Source organism: Rhizobium sp. GCM10022189, from assembly GCF_042656325.1.
Classification (GTDB): domain Bacteria; phylum Pseudomonadota; class Alphaproteobacteria; order Rhizobiales; family Rhizobiaceae; genus Rhizobium.
On record NZ_JBHSOR010000003.1, the window covers coordinates 40,990 to 57,268 of the forward strand.

Annotated in this window: 19 protein-coding genes; 17 read left to right on the plus strand and 2 right to left on the minus strand. The window is 62.4% G+C overall.

Going from position 1 to position 16,279, the window contains the following annotated elements; translation table 11 throughout:
- Positions 1-338 precede the first annotated feature (338 nt).
- The 8 genes from rpoD (at position 339) to ACFPWW_RS03800 (ending at position 7,827) form a co-directional block, all read left to right on the plus strand.
- On the plus strand, positions 339-2,393 hold the full coding sequence (gene rpoD / locus ACFPWW_RS03765) for an RNA polymerase sigma factor RpoD (RefSeq protein WP_112564571.1): 2,055 nt from the start codon (positions 339-341) through the stop codon (positions 2,391-2,393).
- Between the two features lie 239 nt (positions 2,394-2,632).
- Positions 2,633-2,926 carry a GYD domain-containing protein gene (locus ACFPWW_RS03770; protein WP_112564573.1) on the plus strand — a complete coding sequence of 98 codons (294 nt, stop codon included), beginning with the start codon at positions 2,633-2,635 and terminating at the stop codon, positions 2,924-2,926.
- A gap of 106 nt (positions 2,927-3,032) precedes the next feature.
- Complete coding sequence (locus ACFPWW_RS03775) at positions 3,033-3,782, plus strand: DUF930 domain-containing protein (RefSeq protein ID WP_377310475.1); 750 nt, start codon at positions 3,033-3,035, stop codon at positions 3,780-3,782.
- A gap of 48 nt (positions 3,783-3,830) precedes the next feature.
- Positions 3,831-4,901: a DUF930 domain-containing protein gene (locus ACFPWW_RS03780; protein WP_377310476.1), complete on the plus strand. Its 1,071-nt coding sequence runs from the start codon at positions 3,831-3,833 to the stop codon at positions 4,899-4,901.
- A 100-nt stretch (positions 4,902-5,001) separates the two neighbouring features.
- Positions 5,002-5,163, plus strand: a complete 162-nt coding sequence (locus ACFPWW_RS03785) for a hypothetical protein (RefSeq protein ID WP_183740999.1) — start codon at positions 5,002-5,004, stop codon at positions 5,161-5,163.
- Between the two features lie 52 nt (positions 5,164-5,215).
- Positions 5,216-6,013, plus strand: a complete 798-nt coding sequence (locus ACFPWW_RS03790; RefSeq protein ID WP_377310478.1) for an APH(3') family aminoglycoside O-phosphotransferase — start codon at positions 5,216-5,218, stop codon at positions 6,011-6,013.
- A 53-nt stretch (positions 6,014-6,066) separates the two neighbouring features.
- On the plus strand, positions 6,067-6,867 hold the full coding sequence (locus tag ACFPWW_RS03795; protein ID WP_377310480.1) for an AraC family transcriptional regulator: 801 nt from the start codon (positions 6,067-6,069) through the stop codon (positions 6,865-6,867).
- A gap of 72 nt (positions 6,868-6,939) precedes the next feature.
- The gene (locus ACFPWW_RS03800; RefSeq protein WP_112564582.1) at positions 6,940-7,827 is read left to right on the plus strand and encodes a DMT family transporter; all 888 of its coding nucleotides are present in this window, start codon (positions 6,940-6,942) and stop codon (positions 7,825-7,827) included.
- A gap of 20 nt (positions 7,828-7,847) precedes the next feature.
- On the opposite strand, the gene ACFPWW_RS03805 is transcribed toward ACFPWW_RS03800, so the two are convergent.
- Entirely contained in the window at positions 7,848-8,711 is an 864-nt protein-coding gene (locus ACFPWW_RS03805; protein WP_377310482.1) for a helix-turn-helix domain-containing protein, read from the minus strand.
- Between the two features lie 136 nt (positions 8,712-8,847).
- On the opposite strand from ACFPWW_RS03805, the gene ACFPWW_RS03810 reads away from it, so the two are divergent.
- The 9 genes from ACFPWW_RS03810 to ACFPWW_RS03850 all read left to right on the plus strand — a co-directional run bounded on the left by ACFPWW_RS03810 (position 8,848) and on the right by ACFPWW_RS03850 (position 15,399).
- The gene (locus ACFPWW_RS03810; protein WP_112564586.1) at positions 8,848-9,783 is read left to right on the plus strand and encodes a phytanoyl-CoA dioxygenase family protein; all 936 of its coding nucleotides are present in this window, start codon (positions 8,848-8,850) and stop codon (positions 9,781-9,783) included.
- Between the two features lie 130 nt (positions 9,784-9,913).
- Entirely contained in the window at positions 9,914-10,837 is a 924-nt protein-coding gene (panE, locus tag ACFPWW_RS03815; RefSeq protein WP_377310483.1) for a 2-dehydropantoate 2-reductase, read from the plus strand.
- 66 nt (positions 10,838-10,903) lie between these two features.
- On the plus strand, positions 10,904-11,302 hold the full coding sequence (locus ACFPWW_RS03820; RefSeq protein ID WP_112703886.1) for a DUF427 domain-containing protein: 399 nt from the start codon (positions 10,904-10,906) through the stop codon (positions 11,300-11,302).
- A 141-nt stretch (positions 11,303-11,443) separates the two neighbouring features.
- Positions 11,444-12,100: a hypothetical protein gene (locus ACFPWW_RS03825; protein ID WP_377310486.1), complete on the plus strand. Its 657-nt coding sequence runs from the start codon at positions 11,444-11,446 to the stop codon at positions 12,098-12,100.
- Between the two features lie 123 nt (positions 12,101-12,223).
- Positions 12,224-13,447, plus strand: coding sequence for an MFS transporter (locus ACFPWW_RS03830; RefSeq protein ID WP_112756706.1), 1,224 nt, complete (start codon positions 12,224-12,226; stop codon positions 13,445-13,447).
- 108 nt (positions 13,448-13,555) lie between these two features.
- Positions 13,556-13,909 (plus strand): DUF1428 domain-containing protein, encoded by a 354-nt coding sequence (locus tag ACFPWW_RS03835; RefSeq protein ID WP_112703883.1) that lies wholly within the window; start codon positions 13,556-13,558, stop codon positions 13,907-13,909.
- A 74-nt stretch (positions 13,910-13,983) separates the two neighbouring features.
- Positions 13,984-14,406, plus strand: a complete 423-nt coding sequence (locus ACFPWW_RS03840; protein ID WP_112703882.1) for a secondary thiamine-phosphate synthase enzyme YjbQ — start codon at positions 13,984-13,986, stop codon at positions 14,404-14,406.
- Between the two features lie 178 nt (positions 14,407-14,584).
- A complete protein-coding gene (locus ACFPWW_RS03845; protein ID WP_112703881.1) occupies positions 14,585-14,893 on the plus strand; it encodes a hypothetical protein in 309 nt (102 codons plus the stop codon).
- Positions 14,894-15,045: 152 nt separating this feature from the next.
- A complete protein-coding gene (locus tag ACFPWW_RS03850) occupies positions 15,046-15,399 on the plus strand; it encodes a hypothetical protein (protein WP_113412193.1) in 354 nt (117 codons plus the stop codon).
- A gap of 112 nt (positions 15,400-15,511) precedes the next feature.
- Here the strand turns inward: ACFPWW_RS03850 and ACFPWW_RS03855 are convergent, their stop codons facing one another.
- On the minus strand, positions 15,512-16,255 hold the full coding sequence (locus ACFPWW_RS03855; protein ID WP_112703880.1) for an SIMPL domain-containing protein: 744 nt from the start codon (positions 16,253-16,255) through the stop codon (positions 15,512-15,514).
- Positions 16,256-16,279 lie beyond the last annotated feature (24 nt).

Here is a 16,279-nt window from a genome sequence, read left to right on the forward strand (position 1 = left end):
AGCAACGCAATCGCTGGCGCGGTTCAAAGCCTGTGGATAAGGCTTTTTCCGGGTTTTCGGTGGCTTTTTTTCTGGAAAAGCTTGACGAGAACAAATTTTGTGGGAATCACCGTTCGACTTGAGCGGTGAACTGGGTCAAGGCGGATCGCACAACCATGGCCGGAAATCCAATGGCAATTGAATTTTGCTGTCCGATGCCGACGATCGTGGTTAATCAGGCTTTAAATGTCATCCCGTTAGGTGGGTATAGGTGATTCGAGGCCGGCGCGCGCGCCCGGGCCACGAGGCGGCCATTCACCGCAGCGAGTATGAATAGCGTCAGGAAGGCGACGATATAAATGGCAACGAAGGTCAAAGAGAACGAAGACCAGGAAGTCGAACGCGACGGCGCAAGCGACGGCCCTCTTCTCGATCTCTCCGATGACGCGGTCAAGAAGATGATCAAGGCCGCCAAGAAGCGCGGCTATGTGACGATGGACGAGCTCAACGCCGTCCTGCCTTCCGAAGAAGTGACGTCCGAACAGATCGAAGACACGATGGCGATGCTCTCCGACATGGGCATCAACGTGATCGAGGACGAAGAGGCCGAGGAAGCCGGCGCTTCCGGCGGCGACGACGACGACAGCTCGGGCGACGAGGACGGCGAGGGCGGCGAACTTGCGCCTTCCGGCGGCACCGCGCTTGCGACCGCCAAGAAGAAAGAACCGACCGACCGTACCGACGATCCGGTGCGCATGTATCTGCGCGAAATGGGCTCCGTCGAGCTTCTGTCGCGCGAAGGCGAAATCGCCATCGCAAAGCGCATCGAGGCCGGCCGCGAAACGATGATCGCAGGCCTCTGCGAGAGCCCGCTGACGTTCCAGGCGCTGATCATCTGGCGCGACGAACTCAACGAAGGCACGACGCTGCTGCGCGAGATCATCGATCTCGAAACCACCTATTCCGGCCCGGAAGCCAAGGCTGCCCCGCAGTTCCAGAGCCCCGAGAAGATCGAGGCAGACCGCAAGGCTGCCGAGGAAAAGGAAAAGACCCGTCGCGCCCGCTCCGGCGACGACGACATTACCGATGTCGGCGGCGAAGGCATGCCTCCGGAAGAGGAAGAAGAGGACGAGGACGAATCCAACCTCTCTCTCGCCGCGATGGAAGCCGAGCTTCGCCCGCAGGTCATGGAAACGCTCGACATCATCGCCGAAACCTACAAGAAGCTGCGCAAGCTGCAGGACCAGCAGGTCGAGCAGCGCCTTGCCGCGACCGGCACGCTGTCTTCCGCCCAGGAGCGCCGCTACAAGGAGCTCAAGGACGAACTGATCAAGGCCGTCAAGTCGCTGTCGCTCAACCAGAACCGCATCGATGCGCTGGTCGAGCAGCTCTACGACATCAACAAGCGCCTCGTGCAGAACGAGGGCCGCCTGCTGCGTCTGGCCGAATCCTACGGCGTGAAGCGCGATAGTTTCCTGGAACAGTACCAGGGCGCGGAACTCGATCCGAACTGGATGAAGTCGATCGGCAATCTGGCCGCCCGCGGCTGGAAGGAATTCGCCAAGAGCGAAAACACGACGATCCGCGACATCCGCCAGGAGATCCAGAATCTCGCGACGGAAACCGGCATTTCGATCTCGGAATTCCGCCGCATCGTGCACATGGTGCAGAAGGGCGAGCGCGAAGCGCGCATCGCCAAGAAGGAAATGGTCGAAGCGAACCTTCGCCTCGTCATCTCCATCGCCAAGAAGTACACGAACCGCGGCCTGCAGTTCCTCGACCTCATCCAGGAAGGCAATATCGGCCTGATGAAGGCGGTCGACAAGTTCGAATATCGCCGCGGCTACAAGTTCTCGACCTATGCGACCTGGTGGATTCGCCAGGCGATCACCCGCTCGATCGCCGACCAGGCCCGCACGATCCGTATTCCGGTGCACATGATCGAAACGATCAACAAGATCGTTCGTACCTCGCGCCAGATGCTGCATGAAATCGGCCGCGAGCCGACGCCGGAAGAACTGGCCGAAAAGCTCGCCATGCCGCTCGAAAAGGTCCGCAAGGTCCTGAAGATCGCCAAGGAGCCGATCTCGCTCGAAACCCCTGTGGGTGACGAAGAGGATTCGCATCTCGGCGATTTCATCGAAGACAAGAACGCGCTGCTGCCGATCGACGCCGCCATCCAGGCGAACCTGCGCGAGACGACGACCCGCGTTCTGGCATCGCTGACGCCGCGCGAAGAGCGCGTGCTGCGCATGCGCTTCGGCATCGGCATGAACACCGACCATACGCTCGAAGAAGTCGGCCAGCAGTTCTCGGTCACGCGCGAACGTATCCGCCAGATCGAGGCGAAGGCGCTGCGCAAGCTCAAGCATCCGAGCCGCTCCAGGAAGCTGCGCTCGTTCCTCGACAGCTAAGGCTTCGACGGACAGGAAAACCGGAACCCGGCCAGCCCCGCGCTGGCCGGGTTTTTCTTTGGTCGGAACGGTTGCAGATGAGCCTTTCGGGTTATTGCTAAGCCGGATTGATGGCGCCGATCTTGTTGTCGCGCTGTGGTGACACGCCTATAATCCGGGCGCGGGGGAAGGGAGCGGTCGCGGCATGCGAACGGTTTCACATGCCTGCCCGGAACATGGCCTCCGCCGGGAGGTGTAACATGACCACTTACATTCTCATGGTAAACTGGACGGATCAGGGAATCCGCAGCGTGAAGGATTCCGCCAAGCGGCTCGATGCGGGAAAGGCGTTGCTCGGCAGCATGGGCGGCTCCTTCGAGCGCTTTTATCTCACCATGGGCGAATATGACATGGTGGCTGTCTGCGAGGCGCCCGACGACCGGGTCATGGCGCGGTTTACGCTGTCGCTCGGCATGGGCGGCAACGTGCGCACGAAAACCTTGAAGGCATTTCCGGAAGTGAATTATCGCGACATCATCGCGTCGCTCGCATAGATCAGGATGGCCGATAACCGGTGACGAGCCAGAGAGAGCGTTGCGGCTGCCTCGCAGCGCTGTCAGCGTCGCTGTGCCTTGAACCCAGAGCATGGACTTGCCTTCGATGGAACATTCCGGCCTGTTGCAAAGAGGAAAGATCGACCCGGCCTGGCCGGCGTCGCTCGCACTGCATCTTGCCGTCATCGCGATCCTGCTCGCCTTTCTGCCCGACGTGGTGCCGATCAGACCTCCGCCGGAGGACAGTATCGATGTCGAGGTGGTGACACCGCCCGTCGCCGTCGCTCCAGCTGCGCCGCCTGCGGCCCAGCCACCGCCGAACCCCGCAGAGGGGAAAAATTCGGTCGCGGCACAGGCTGCTCCCACCGCTCCCGCAACGGCACCCGAGACGGTTTCGCGAGAGGTTCCGCCCGCCTTGCCGGCGCTGCCGAAACCTCCGGCCTCAGCTGCCCAGCAGTTGGTACAGGCAACGGAACTCTTCTCCGGAAAGACGCTTGCCAGTCCGCGCAGCCGCAGGGCGCGTCAGCTTATCGCCACGCTGTCGGCCAGCGAGCGCAATCTGCAACTCTGCAATCTCGAGGCGCTGGAGCAGGTCAGCCGCTCCCGGCCGGGCTCCGCGCCCGATCTCGTTGCGCCCTATGCCATGAAGCCGGAGACGGTGAGGGGCAACAGCATCGAGGTGGACGGCGGGGCTTTCCGCAGCAAAAAGAACTGGTTCAATATCCGCTTCCATTGCGAGGTGGATCCCGCGGGGAAGACTGTCACCGCCTTTGCCTTTGCGATTGGCGATGCCATTCCGAAGGACCTGTGGCAGGAACACAATCTGGTGGCCGAGGATGGCGAAGCCGACCAGTGAGCTTGCTGCTACCGGTCGCGAAGGCCATCATCACAAGGTTTTTTCCATTTGTGGCTTGATGCTGCCAGTTTTAAAGGCCACATCGCTGCTGTGACAGAAGAAGAAGTCGAGCCGGCAGATACCGATCACGAGACGCAACACCAGGAGCCTCGCGCTCGCTGGGGCGTTGTCGCGTCCGTGTTGGTGCATGTGCCCATCGTCGCGCTTCTCATATTCGGCCTGCCGGAGATCCAGCCGAAACCCGCCGAAGACGAGAGCGTGAAGGTGGAACTCGTGCCGCCGCCGGAGGAGAAGAAGCCGGAGGAGAAGCCGAAAGAGGAAGAGAAACCCAAGGAACAGGCAAAGGCTGAGCCGCCTCCGCCACCACCTGCAAGGCGTCCGCCGTCTCAGCCAAAGATGTCGCCTACCGTGTTTGAATTTGCGGAAAAGGATACTGTACCGAACCAGCGCGAGTCTGGGCCACCGCAGCAGGCACGGGCGCCGAAGCAGTCTGTCAGCGATGTAAGGCAGGCGGAGAAACCTTCCACTGAGCCGTCAAAGCCGGATCAAACTAGAGTAGCCGAGCAGAGCTCTTCAACGAATCCAGTGCCGGAGGACATCAGTCTGCCGCAGGTCGAAACCGCGGAAGCCAATCCCGAAAAGGATGGCCCCGCGTCTACTGGAAGCACCGAGGCCAAGACAGATTTCGAGACGGCGAAACCGTTGGAAGAAGCCAAGGTATCGTCGCAAACCGATGTGAAAGCCGAGGAAGCAGATCAACTCGCCAAAGCGCGGACATTGTTTTCGGAAGAGATTACGTCCGATCCAGCCATCAAAACGGCGATGAGGAACCTGTCGCGCGGTGACCGTATCGATCAGCTTTGTCAGACTGAGCTAAGACAACAACTGATTCACTCGTCGGCGCAGTACAACCCACGTTGGCTGCCTTCTTTCCGACTTTCGGCGGGGAATGTGCTTGACGCGAAAGGCGGGGCCTTCAAAAATGGAAATGAATGGTACAATGTACGGTTTCGCTGCGAGGTCGATAGTGATGCCACGAAGGTCGTATCCTTTGCCTATGATGTCGGCGATGTGGTTCCGAGAAGCCAATGGAAAAGCCGGCGCTTCCCGGCAGATTAGCCCTGGTGGAGTGTCTCGCTTCACAACAAGCCACGCGCAAGGAACCGTCTCTATCGTTCTCGCATGACCGTTATGGTACGGTAGCGAAGGGACACATGACATGTCGAACGAGATCGAGCATTTTTTCGAGCGCCAGGAAGAAGCCGTCAGCCTGATGTTTCTGGAAAACAAGGCAGACGAGCTGACCGACATTCTGGTCGCCGCTCTGGAAGAGGCTTTCGAAATTCTTCTGGAAAGCGCGCCGGCCGAAACCTTCCACTAAGGCGCCCGCGCGCGAGCCCCAATAGGGAGCTCTTTTCCTCAACAGGATCATCATGGTCATACCGCTTCAGGAGGATGGCAGACTTCCGGTTTCGGTGCGCAGCCACCTTGGCGGCTATGAATGGCGGCGCGATGCTCTCGGCCGTTCTTCGGCCTGCGTCTTTCGCCTGGAAGCCCAGGGCCGTCCCGGGCTTTATCTGAAGGTCGAGGAGGCGGGGCCGTTCTGCGAGCTCGCCGACGAGGCCGACAGGCTTGTCTGGCTTGCCGGCAAGGGCCTCGATTGCCCCGAGGTGATCGCGCTCGAGAGCGACGGCGAACGCAGTTTTCTCCTGATGACGGCGCTGCCGGGGGCCGATCTCGTCACCGCCGCGACGCTGTTGCCGGAAGAGCGTGTCGGGATCCTCGCCGCGGCGCTCAGCACTCTCCACAGCCTCGATCCCAGCCTCTGTCCCTTTGACCATCGTCTGGACAAACGCCTCGTGGCCGCCGAAGCGCGCATGCGGGCCGGCCTCGTCGACGAGACGGACTTCGACGAAAAGCGGCTGGGCAAAAGCGCCTTCTTCCTCTTCGGCGAATTGCAGCGGCTGCGGCCGGAGAGCGAAAATCTCGTTGTTGCCCATGGCGATGCCTGCCTGCCGAATTTCATGGCCGCGGGCGGCCGGTTTGGCGGTTATGTCGATTGCTGCCGCCTGGGTGTCGCCGACCGCTATCAAGACATCGCGCTCGCCTGCCACAGCGTCGCCTATAATTTCGGCGAGGAATTGGTGCGCCCGTTTCTCAATGCTTACGGCCTGTCGATCATCGATCCCGAGAGGATCGAATATTATCAGCTTCTCGACGAGTTCTTCTGATCCCTTGCCCGGCTTGCCGACGGCTGGCAATGTCGGCGGCAAAGGAGATTGTCATGGCAGCCGGTCAGTTCAGGATGCTGCCCTCGTCCGTGGCGGGCGTCGAAGCGGTGGTGGCGACATCGGGCCATCGTTTCGCGCGCCATACGCATGAGCAGTTCGGCATCGGCCTGATCTTCTCCGGCGCGCAGAAATCGCTGAGCGGGCGCGGCATGGTGGAAGCGGAAGCCGGCGATCTCATCACCGTCAATCCGAACGAGGTGCATGACGGCGCGCCGATCGGCGAGGCGCGGTCCTGGAGCATTCTCTATTTCGATCCCGCCGTCATGGACGGCCTTTCGCGCGAGGTGGCACAAGACAGCGCCGGCCGTTCGGAAATTCCGCGCCCCGTCATTCATGACGGACGGCTCGCCGACCGGTTCCGCGCGCTGTTCTTCGCCGTGACCGGCGAGGGGGAGCGGCTGCGCTGCGAGGAGCTGCTGCTGTCGGTCATTGCCGATACGATGCGGGAGGCGGCAATGCAGGACGAGCCGGCGCCGGCGCCGCGCTCCGTCGTTCACGCCCGCAGCCTGATCGATGACGATCCGGCTGCGGAAATCTCGCTTGCCGACCTGGCGCGCGAAAGCGGGCTCAGCCGGTTTCAGGTGCTGCGCGCCTTTGCCAGGGCGACGGGTTTTACGCCGCATGCCTATCTCGTTCAGGCCCGCGTCCATCTTGCCCGCCGGCTGATTGCCGGCGGTGCGGGTCTGGCGCAGGCGGCTGCCGAAAGCGGCTTTGCCGACCAGAGCCATATGACGCGAGCCTTCGTCTGCCGCTATGGGCTGACGCCCGGCGCCTATGCGCGCGGCCATTCCTGACCCCCTGCAATTTCGTTCAAGACCCGCGGCCTTTCGGCCTGTTTGTTTCCGCCGTCTCGAAAGGAGCGGCAGATGAGCAGGCAATTTCAAGGTTACATCTATCTCACATTGGCCATGACGACGGTCGGCAGCACCGTTGTCGCCAGCAAGGTCATCGCGTCCGGGCTGCCGCCCTTTACGGCAACGGCGCTGCGTTTTGCGGCGGCCTTCCCCTTTTTCTTGTTTCTGATGCACTGGACGAGGTCGCGGCTGCCGCGGCTTTCCGGGCGGGACTGGCTGATCCTCGTCACGCAGGCGGGGGCGGGGAGCGTCGGTTACACGACGCTCCTGATTTCCGGCCTGTCGCTGACGTCGGCGGCCAATGCCGGCGTCATCATCGGTACCCTGCCGGTCGTCTCGGCGGCGATCTCCATCCTCGTCCTCGGCGAGAGGCCGCAACGCTTCCTGCTTCTGGCGATCGGCCTTGCGGCGGCGGGCGTCTTTTCCATCGTCTTCTCGCCGGGTGCCGGCAGCGGGTCCCTTGCCGGTGACATGCTGATTTTCGGCGCGGTTATCTGCGAGGGGCTGTTCATCCTGCTGAACAAGCGGCTCGGCACGGCGATCCCGCCATTGACGCAATCGGCGCTGATGACGGCGATCGGTTTCGTGGTTGCCGGTGTGCCGGCCCTGTTCGAGCATCATGATATCGGCGGCGCTTCGCAACCCGCTTTGCTTGCGGTCGTCTATTACGCGCTGGTGCCGACCGTCGGCGGGTTCATACTCTGGTATGCGGGCGCGGAGCGCGTCAGCGGCGCGGAGGCTTCTCTCTTTACGGCTGTCGCGCCGGCAAGCGCCGTCATCTTCGCCTTCCTGGCTCTCGGCGAGGCGATCGGTTCCAACCAGATTTTCGGGATCGCCTGCGTCCTGTCTGCCGTCATCGGTCTTGGGCTCGCAAGCCTTCGCAGGACGGCCAGGAACTGACGCATGCGCCGCGATACGCTTCAGCCACGGCGGAAGACGTTGCGATATTCCCGCGGCGTCATGCCGGTCTGCGCCCTGAATTGCCTGTTGAAATTGGCAAGCGATCCATAGCCGACGGCATCGGCAATATGGCCGATGGGCTGGCCTGTGGCGGAAAGGCGGGCGCAGGCATCGCCGATGCGCATGCGGATCAGATAGTCGGAGACGGTGGTGCCGGTGTGGCGGCGAAAGAGCCGGTGCAGGCCGGAGACGCTGAGTGCGGCGATATCGGCCAGCTCTTCCAGAGGGATGGCGCGGGCATATTGAAGATGCAGGTGGGTGAGCACCCGGTCGATGCGTTCGCGGCTTTCCTGCAGTTCAGGGCTCTGGCCGGGCGCGCTGGCAAGCGCGGATGCCTGACGGTCGCCGGCAATGCGTCCCAGAATGTTCAAAAGGGACAGCAGCCGCTCGGCGGGCGGTTTTGAAAAGATCGCCTCGATTTCGCTGCGCACGGCATCCGCGGTTTCCTTTGAAAACTGCAGCCCCCGGTCGGCGCGTGACAGCATGGCTTCGATCGGTGCGAGTTCGATTGCCCCTGCGGTAACCTTGCGCATCCAGTCCGGATGAAACCAGAGAACCAGGGCGATATGCGGCGTCGCCTCCTCGTATTTTGCGCGAGATACCCAGGTATGCGGCAGGTTGGGGCCGACGAGCACGAGGTCTCCGTCCCCATATTCCCCGGTATGGTCCCCGATGAAACGCTGGCCGATGGAATTCAGCGTCATGGTCAGCTCGAATTCCGGATGGTGATGCCATTGAAAGGGAATCGCGTCGTCCAGCCGCCGGTTCAGCATGCTCCAGGAGGAATCGGCGTGTCGCGGCAGGATTTCGAGATAAGGCCTCATCGGGCGCCTTTCTGGTCATTGACGCCAGAATAGTATCATAATCCGCCAAGCCGGCACAACATCGGCCGGGCTGCGGCGTTACACTCTCCCCCATCACCTGAAACGACAGGGATGGAACAAATGATGGGAGGATCTCATGCAACTGGCAGTCAAACGCGACGCTCATCCGACGGCCTCGTCGGTTACGACGCAGCTCAAGGACATCAAGAAGAAGCTGCCGCTGCGGGTGCTTTCGCAGGCGGACTGGCAGCACTGGACGACGAGAGGTTATGTGATCGTTCGCCAGGCCGTTCCTGCAGCCAATGTCGAGCGGCTTGTGGAGGTGCTCTGGCGTTTTGACGAGAAGGATCCGAACGATCCTTCGACCTGGTATGCGCCGCAGCGGCGCGAGCACAAGATGAAAGAGCTCAACAATACCGGCATGCTGGAGATCTACAATCACCAGGCGCTCTGGGATAACCGGATGGAGAAGCGCGTCTATGACGTCTTCGTCGATATCTGGGACCGCGAGGACCTGTGGGTGACGATCGACCGCGCCAATCTCAACCCGCCGAAGAAGGTCAAGGGCAATCCGAACGGCTTCATCCACTGGGACGTCGATACGTCCATCCGGCCGCTGCCGATCGGCGTGCAGGGTGTCTTGAGCCTCAAGAAGCAGGACGGCGATGTCGGCGGCTTCCAGTGCGTGCCCTATCTCTTCGAGCATTTCGAGGAATGGGTGAAGACGCAGCCCGAGGATCGCGATCCGATGCATCCCGATATGACCGGCCTTTCGGTCGTCAACATCGACATGGAGCCGGGCGACCTGATGATCTTCAACTCGCTGCTCGCTCACGGCGTTCGGCCGAACCATTCGGATAACCGCGTGCGCATGGCGCAATATATCTCCATGCATCCGGCCGAATACGACAATGCCGAGGAGCGCGAGGAGCGCATCCGCCTGTGGCGGGAGCTCGACCATCCGAAGCGCGATGCCTTCCCGGGCGATCCGCGCGAATGGGAAAAGCACAATGCCAAGACCGCCGAGCTGACGCCGCTCGGCCGCAAGCTGCTCGGCCTCGACCGCTGGTAAAAGCCAGGCGATCACAAGTCGCGGAGGCGGACGCCTCCGCGGCTCTTTCGTCTTGACGCGGCAGCGGCAATGGCGATCCTCCGGTTCGATCGTTCAACGAGTGGCGTTGAACGGAGGGATCGGATTTCAGATGCGTATTCTCGTTGTGGGCGCCGGCGGCATCGGCGGTTATTTCGGCGGCAGGCTGGCGGCTGCGGGCAGGGACGTGACCTTCCTGGTGCGGCCGAAGCGGGCGGAGAGCCTGCTGCTCAACGGCCTCGTCATCCGCAGCCCGCTCGGCGACGCGCATGTGACGCAGCCAAAGCTGGTGACGGCAGACAGGCTCGGCGGAAGCTTCGATCTCGTCCTGCTCGGCTGCAAGGCGTATGATATCGACGATGCGATGGCCTCCTTCGCGCCGGCGGTCGGGCCGCAGACCGCGATCCTGCCGACGCTGAACGGCATGGCGCATCTCGATATGCTCGAACGCCGGTTCGGCGCTGCGGCCGTTCTTGGCGGGACCTGCTTCATATCCGCGACCATTGCGCCCGACGGCGCCATCCTCCACATGAACGATACGCACAGGCTGAGCTTCGGTGAGAGAAGCGGCGGCCTGTCGCCGCGCATCGAAGCGATCGCCGCGATAATGGCCGATGCCGGCTTCCAGGCGGAGGCGAGCGCCGACATCCTGCAGGCGATGTGGGACAAGTGGGTCTTCATCGCTTCCAGCGCCGGCATGACCTGCCTCATGCGTTCGGCGATCGGCGACTATGTCGCGGCCGGTGCCTCGGACGCTGCGTTGCAGCTGGTCGACGAATGCGCCTCGGTGGCCGCCGGCCAGGGTTTTGCGCTCGGCGCGGCCGCGCTCGAGCGCATTCGCGGCATGATGACGATGGCCGGGTCTGCCATCACCACGTCCATGCTGCGCGATATCGAAGCGGGCGGGCGCATCGAGGCGGGCCAGATCATCGGCGACATGATCGTCCGGTCCGGCACGCGGCCGCCGATCCTCTCGCTCGTCCACGCGCATCTGAGGGCCTATGAGATTCGCAGGGCGAGGGAGGGCGGCCGCTGACCCCTTGGGATGGCCGCTTGCGCACCCTATCTCTGCGGTAGAGATATCAATCCGGAGATGACCCCCATGTCAGGCAAGCCGATCAAGATTCCCGGGCCGGATCATCCGATCACCGTCGAACACAATCCCTCCCGTATCGTCGTCAAGCTCGGCGGCCGCGTGATTGCCGATACGCGTGATGCGTTGACGCTGCGCGAGGCTTCCTATCCGCCGGTGCAGTATATTCCACGCAAGGATGTGGATATGTCGCTCCTTCAGCGCAGCGACCATACGAGCCATTGTCCCTACAAGGGCGAGGCATCCTATTACAGCATTCCTGGCGGCGGTGAACGCTCGAGGAATGCGATCTGGACCTACGAGACGCCCAATCCGGCTGTCGCCAATATCCGGGACCATATGGCTTTTTATCCGGACCGCGTGGATTCCATCGAGGAGTTCTCGTCGCCGGAAGCAGGGCAATTCTAAGGGACGGGTTGCCTGCCGCCTTCCTGTTTGCGGGCGGCCGGGCGAAGCGCCTGCGAATGTTTAAGCGTATTGGGTTAATATGAAACCTCCTCAGGTTGCAGTATTCTTGCACGCGGCAGGGATTATGCAGCCGGGGGGCTCATGAAACTGGATCAGGTTGAGCTTCGCTCGGAAGCATTGGATATACGCATCGCCGAGAGCCGCGGCGACGGTTCTTTCAATCTTGAGTTTGATGTCGCACCCGGCGACGGCTATGTTCTAATTCTCCTTGAAATACTGGCGGGAAGGGGAGATTTCCTCGTTCGGGGTTTCGACGAGGAGGATAGCGCCGCAGCTTCGCTCAAGGGCCGGCAGCGGGTCTATGTGGTGCGACCCGTAAAAGCGCGGCGCGTGATCGCGGTCGGCATGTTTGCGGCCGTCGACAGCAAGGTCCGGGCGACGATCGCCTGTTTCAGGAAGAAGGTCGCCGATACTTCGGAGGAATTATCCTGCCCGCAATGCCGGGCGCTTTCCAAATTGCTCGTCGGCTCGGCTCTTGCCTGGATGGGTATCCCGTCTCCCGACATGCTGGATGCGGCCGAGATTTCCGCCGCTCCTTCCGTCGAACAGATGCGGAAACTGCTGATCGGTACGGCGACGACCGGCACCTCGCAGCAGGAATTGCTCGATCGTGTCGATCCCGGCCTGCGTACGGCAATCCTCGATGTGATGGGGGAGACCATGTGGCTGCTCGACATGCGCGACCAATTGCATGCCGCCGCCTGCGAGATGGTCGGCTGCCGTCAGACCGTCCATTGATGCGGCAATTGCGCGCCACAGCTTATTCCGGTTGACATCGGTCATTTTCAAGCAGAACACCGTTCCGCTCTTATAAGATTCCTATAAGCGTCTGCGGCCCGTCCGCAGGCCGGTGAATGCACAATGGACATTACAGTGAAAGAGCGGGACAGCGTTCTGCGCCATCCCGGCTATCTGAACTTCGCCGCCTCCCGCGTCTTCTCCTCGCTTTCGTTCCAGGCCGTGGCGATTGCCATGGGATGGATGATCTACGAACAGACGCACAGCGCCTTCGCGCTTGCCCTTGTCGGCTTCTGCCAGTTTCTGCCGATGGCGGTGCTGACCTTCGTGGTCGGCCATGTCGCCGACCGGTTCGACCGCCGGCGGATCGGGCTTGCCTGCCAGCTCATCGAAGCGATCACGTCGCTCGTGCTGGCGATCGCAACCTGGCAGCAATGGCTTACGCCTGTCGGAATGCTTGCCGCCGTCACCATCATGGGCGCGGTCGTCGCCTTCGAGAGGCCGACCATGGCGGCCCTTCTGCCCAATATCGTGCCGGCCTCGATGCTTCAGCGGGCGGTTGCCACCTCGACCTCGATGATGCAGACGGCGCTGATCATCGGCCCGTCGCTCGGCGGTCTTCTCTATGGCGTCAGCCCTGTCGCTCCCTTCGCGGTCGCGGCCGTGCTCTTTGCCGTGGCGAGCTTCAACGTCATCTCCATCCGCATGGAGTGGACGCCGTCGAAACGCGAGCCCGTGACCCTGTCCTCCGTCTTCGCCGGGGTTTCCTTCATCCGCAGCCGCCCGGTCATGCTCGGCACCATCTCTCTCGACCTTTTCGCGGTGCTGCTCGGCGGCGCAACGGCGCTGTTGCCGATGTTTGCCAGCGATATCCTGCATGCCGGCCCATGGGGGCTTGGCATGCTGCGCGCGGCACCCGCCATCGGCGCGCTTGCCATGTCAATCGTGCTTGCGCGCCGACCGCTGACATCGGATGTCGGTCGCAAGATGCTGCTGGCCGTTGCGATCTTCGGCGTGGCTACGGTCGTTTTCGCGCTTTCCACCAACATTGCGCTTTCCGTCGTCGCGCTGCTCGTCGTCGGAGCCTCGGACACGGTAAGTGTCGTCGTTCGCAGCTCGCTGGTGCAGCTCCTGACGCCGGATGACATGCGCGGGCGCGTCAATGCCGTCAATTCGCTCTTCATCGGCACGTCGAACCAGCTCGGCGAATTCGAATCCGGCATGCTTGCCGGCGTCATCGGACCGGTGGCGGCGGGTATCGCGGGCGGGTTGGGGACGATCGCAGTCGTGCTGCTGTGGACGCGGCTTTTCCCCGATCTCCTCAAGGTGAAGACCCTCCAGGGCTGACCGCCTGCTCTCCTTGCCGCATCGGGTGCCGGCGCTAATTGACGGCGCAATGTCGGATGTGGCCGGCGTCGAACGTCCTTCGGAGGTTAACGCAAGAGGAGGAGTGCAATGTCCTACGTCGATGGTTTCATCGTCGCCGTTCCCCGCGAGAACGTCGATGCCTACAAGGAATTTTCCGCCTATGCCGGAGCGATCTGGAAGGAATACGGCGCGCTCGAATATGTCGAGTGCCTCGGCAATGACGTGCCCTACGGCGAATTGACCTCCTTTCCGCGCGCCGTCATGGCCAAGGAAGACGAGGTGGTCGTCTTTTCCTGGATTCTCTACGAATCCAGGCAGGCGCGCGACGAGATCAATGCGAAGGTGATGGCCGATCTGCGCCTTTCCAGCGACAAGTGGAAGATGCCGTTTGACGGCAAGCGCATGATCTATGGCGGGTTCGAGGAACTGCTGCGGCTTTGATATCCGATCCCTGCCATTGACTTGGACGGCAAGGCGCGCCACCTCGCGGCAGACAAACCGCGACGGAGACCGCCTTGCCCCAGACGACAGTGACACTTTCAACCCGCGGCCAGGGCCTTTACGAATTTACCGACCAGGTCAGCGCCTTCGTGCGCCGGTCCGGCATGGAGGAGGGGCTGCTGACGGTTTTCGTGCGCCATACGTCCTGCTCGCTGCTCATCCAGGAAAATGCCGATCCGGATGTGAAGACCGACCTCAACAGTTTCTTCCGCCGCCTCGTGCCGCCGTCTTCCGACCCGTCCATGCGCTGGGTCGTCCATACGATGGAGGGGCCGGACGACATGCCCGCCCACATCAAGGCGGCGCTGACCCCGGTTTCGATCGGCATTCCCGTCAGCCAGGGCCGGCTGATGCTCGGCACGTGGCAGGGCATCTATCTCTTCGAGCACCGTGACCGGCCGCATCGGCGCGACGTGGTCCTGCATTTGAGCCCATAGACTGTTCCAGGCAATTGCGGGCGCAGAACCGTGGCAGGCTTTGCCGGCATTGCCCTGCGCCGTTAACCGTTGTGAATGTCAACTGAATGGGCGGTTCGAACGGCGTTCAGCTTTCCTCGTCTAGTCTTGCGACAATCCCGGAAGGGAGATCGAGGACACACCACGAGGAGATCGTCCCATGTCGCACTTTCTTGCCAAGGCTTCGCTTGCCGCACTGATTGCTCTGACTTCCATCCCGCTTGCAGGCTCTGCCGCCGTCGCCGCGCCCCAGACCGATTTCGTCGTCAAGGCGCAATATCATTATCGCCCGCCGGTTCGCGGCTGCTCGCCGATGGAGGCCATCCGCAAGGCCCGCTATTCCGGCCTGCGCGATGTGCGCATTTCCAACATTACGCCGCGCCGGGTTGTCGTTGCCGGCCGCGATCGCCGTGGCTGGGACCGCATGACCTTCGCCAATGTGCGCGGCTGCCCGCTCATGTATCGCTGATTTTTTCGGCCAGGGCCGGGAAAACGCGCGCCCGGGCCGTTTTGCCTTGACCGCGACACTTTCGCCCGTCTTCTCTCGGAACTGTATGTAAGTGATTCCGAAACAAGCTTCGGCAATTGCCGGCGCGGCTATCAACCACGAGGATCTTTTTCATGATGCAGTTTCTGGCGAAGGCAGGGTTTGCAGCCCTTCTTTCCGCTGCTGCGCTGGCCGGCACGGTTGCGCCGGCTTCCGCACAGGTCAATATCATTATCGGCGAACCCGACCGTCGTCCGCCGCCGCCGGATTGGCGCCGTCCGCCGCCGCCGCTGCCGGGTTACGGCCGTCCGCCGCGTGGCGGCTGCAATCCGCGCATGGCGGAAAATATCGCCGAGGATTACGGCCTGCGCCGCACGCATGTCGTGGATATCACGCCGCGCCGTGTCGTCGTGCAGGGCTGGAGCCGTCGCGGCCCCGACGAGATGACCTTCGGCAACGTTCGCGGTTGCCCGCTGCTGCGCCGCTGATATCAGGCGCCCGACCGCCTATCGCATAAAAACCGCCCTTGCCGACAGCAGGGGCGGTTTTCTTTTGCGCGGCTTTCCGGCAGGGCAGGGCGCCGAAGCGCCCCCACGGACCTTACTGCTCGATTGCGAAGGTCACGCTGACGGTGACGTTGTAGCTGTTCTCGCCGCCCTGGACCGGCACGGAAGCGGCATCGGCGGCTTCCTTCATCATCGCGGTGCGGTAGACCGGCTGCGGCATCGGGCGCATGGCATTCTCGCTGATTTCGATGACGCGGCCGATCTTGACGCCGGCGGCCTCGCTCAGCGTCTTCGCCTTCTTGATCGCGTTGGCGACGGCATCCTTGCGGGCGGCCTCAAGCGCCGCTTCCGGCTTGTCGTTGGTGAACTGGATATCGCCGCCCTGATTGACGCCGAGAGTGACGGACTGGTCGATGATCTCGCCCAGTTTGGACAGGTCGCGGACGCGCACCGTGACCGAGTTGCTGGTCTGATAGCCGATCAGTTGCGGCGGCTGCGGCTGGTTGTCGACCGGCTGCGGGTAATTGTACTGCGGCTGGATCGAGAAGCCCGAGGTCTGCAGGTCGCGGTCGGCAATGCCGCTCTTCTTCAGCGCGGCGAGCACCTCGCTCATTGCCTTGTTGTTTTCGTCGAGCGCTTCGCGGGCGGTCTTTGCCTGCTTGACCACGGCCAGATTGACGACGGCCATATCGGGAGCCAGCGTCGATTCGCCCTCTGCGGACACATTGATGACCGCTTCGCGCGGCCGGTTCTCCTGCGCCAGAAGCGGAGCGGATGCCGCCAGCGGCAGGCTCAGAAAGGCTGTCAGAAGGGCAGTCTTGGTATAGTTCGGCGCCATGTTCGTTCCTCGGCTGTTTGCGTC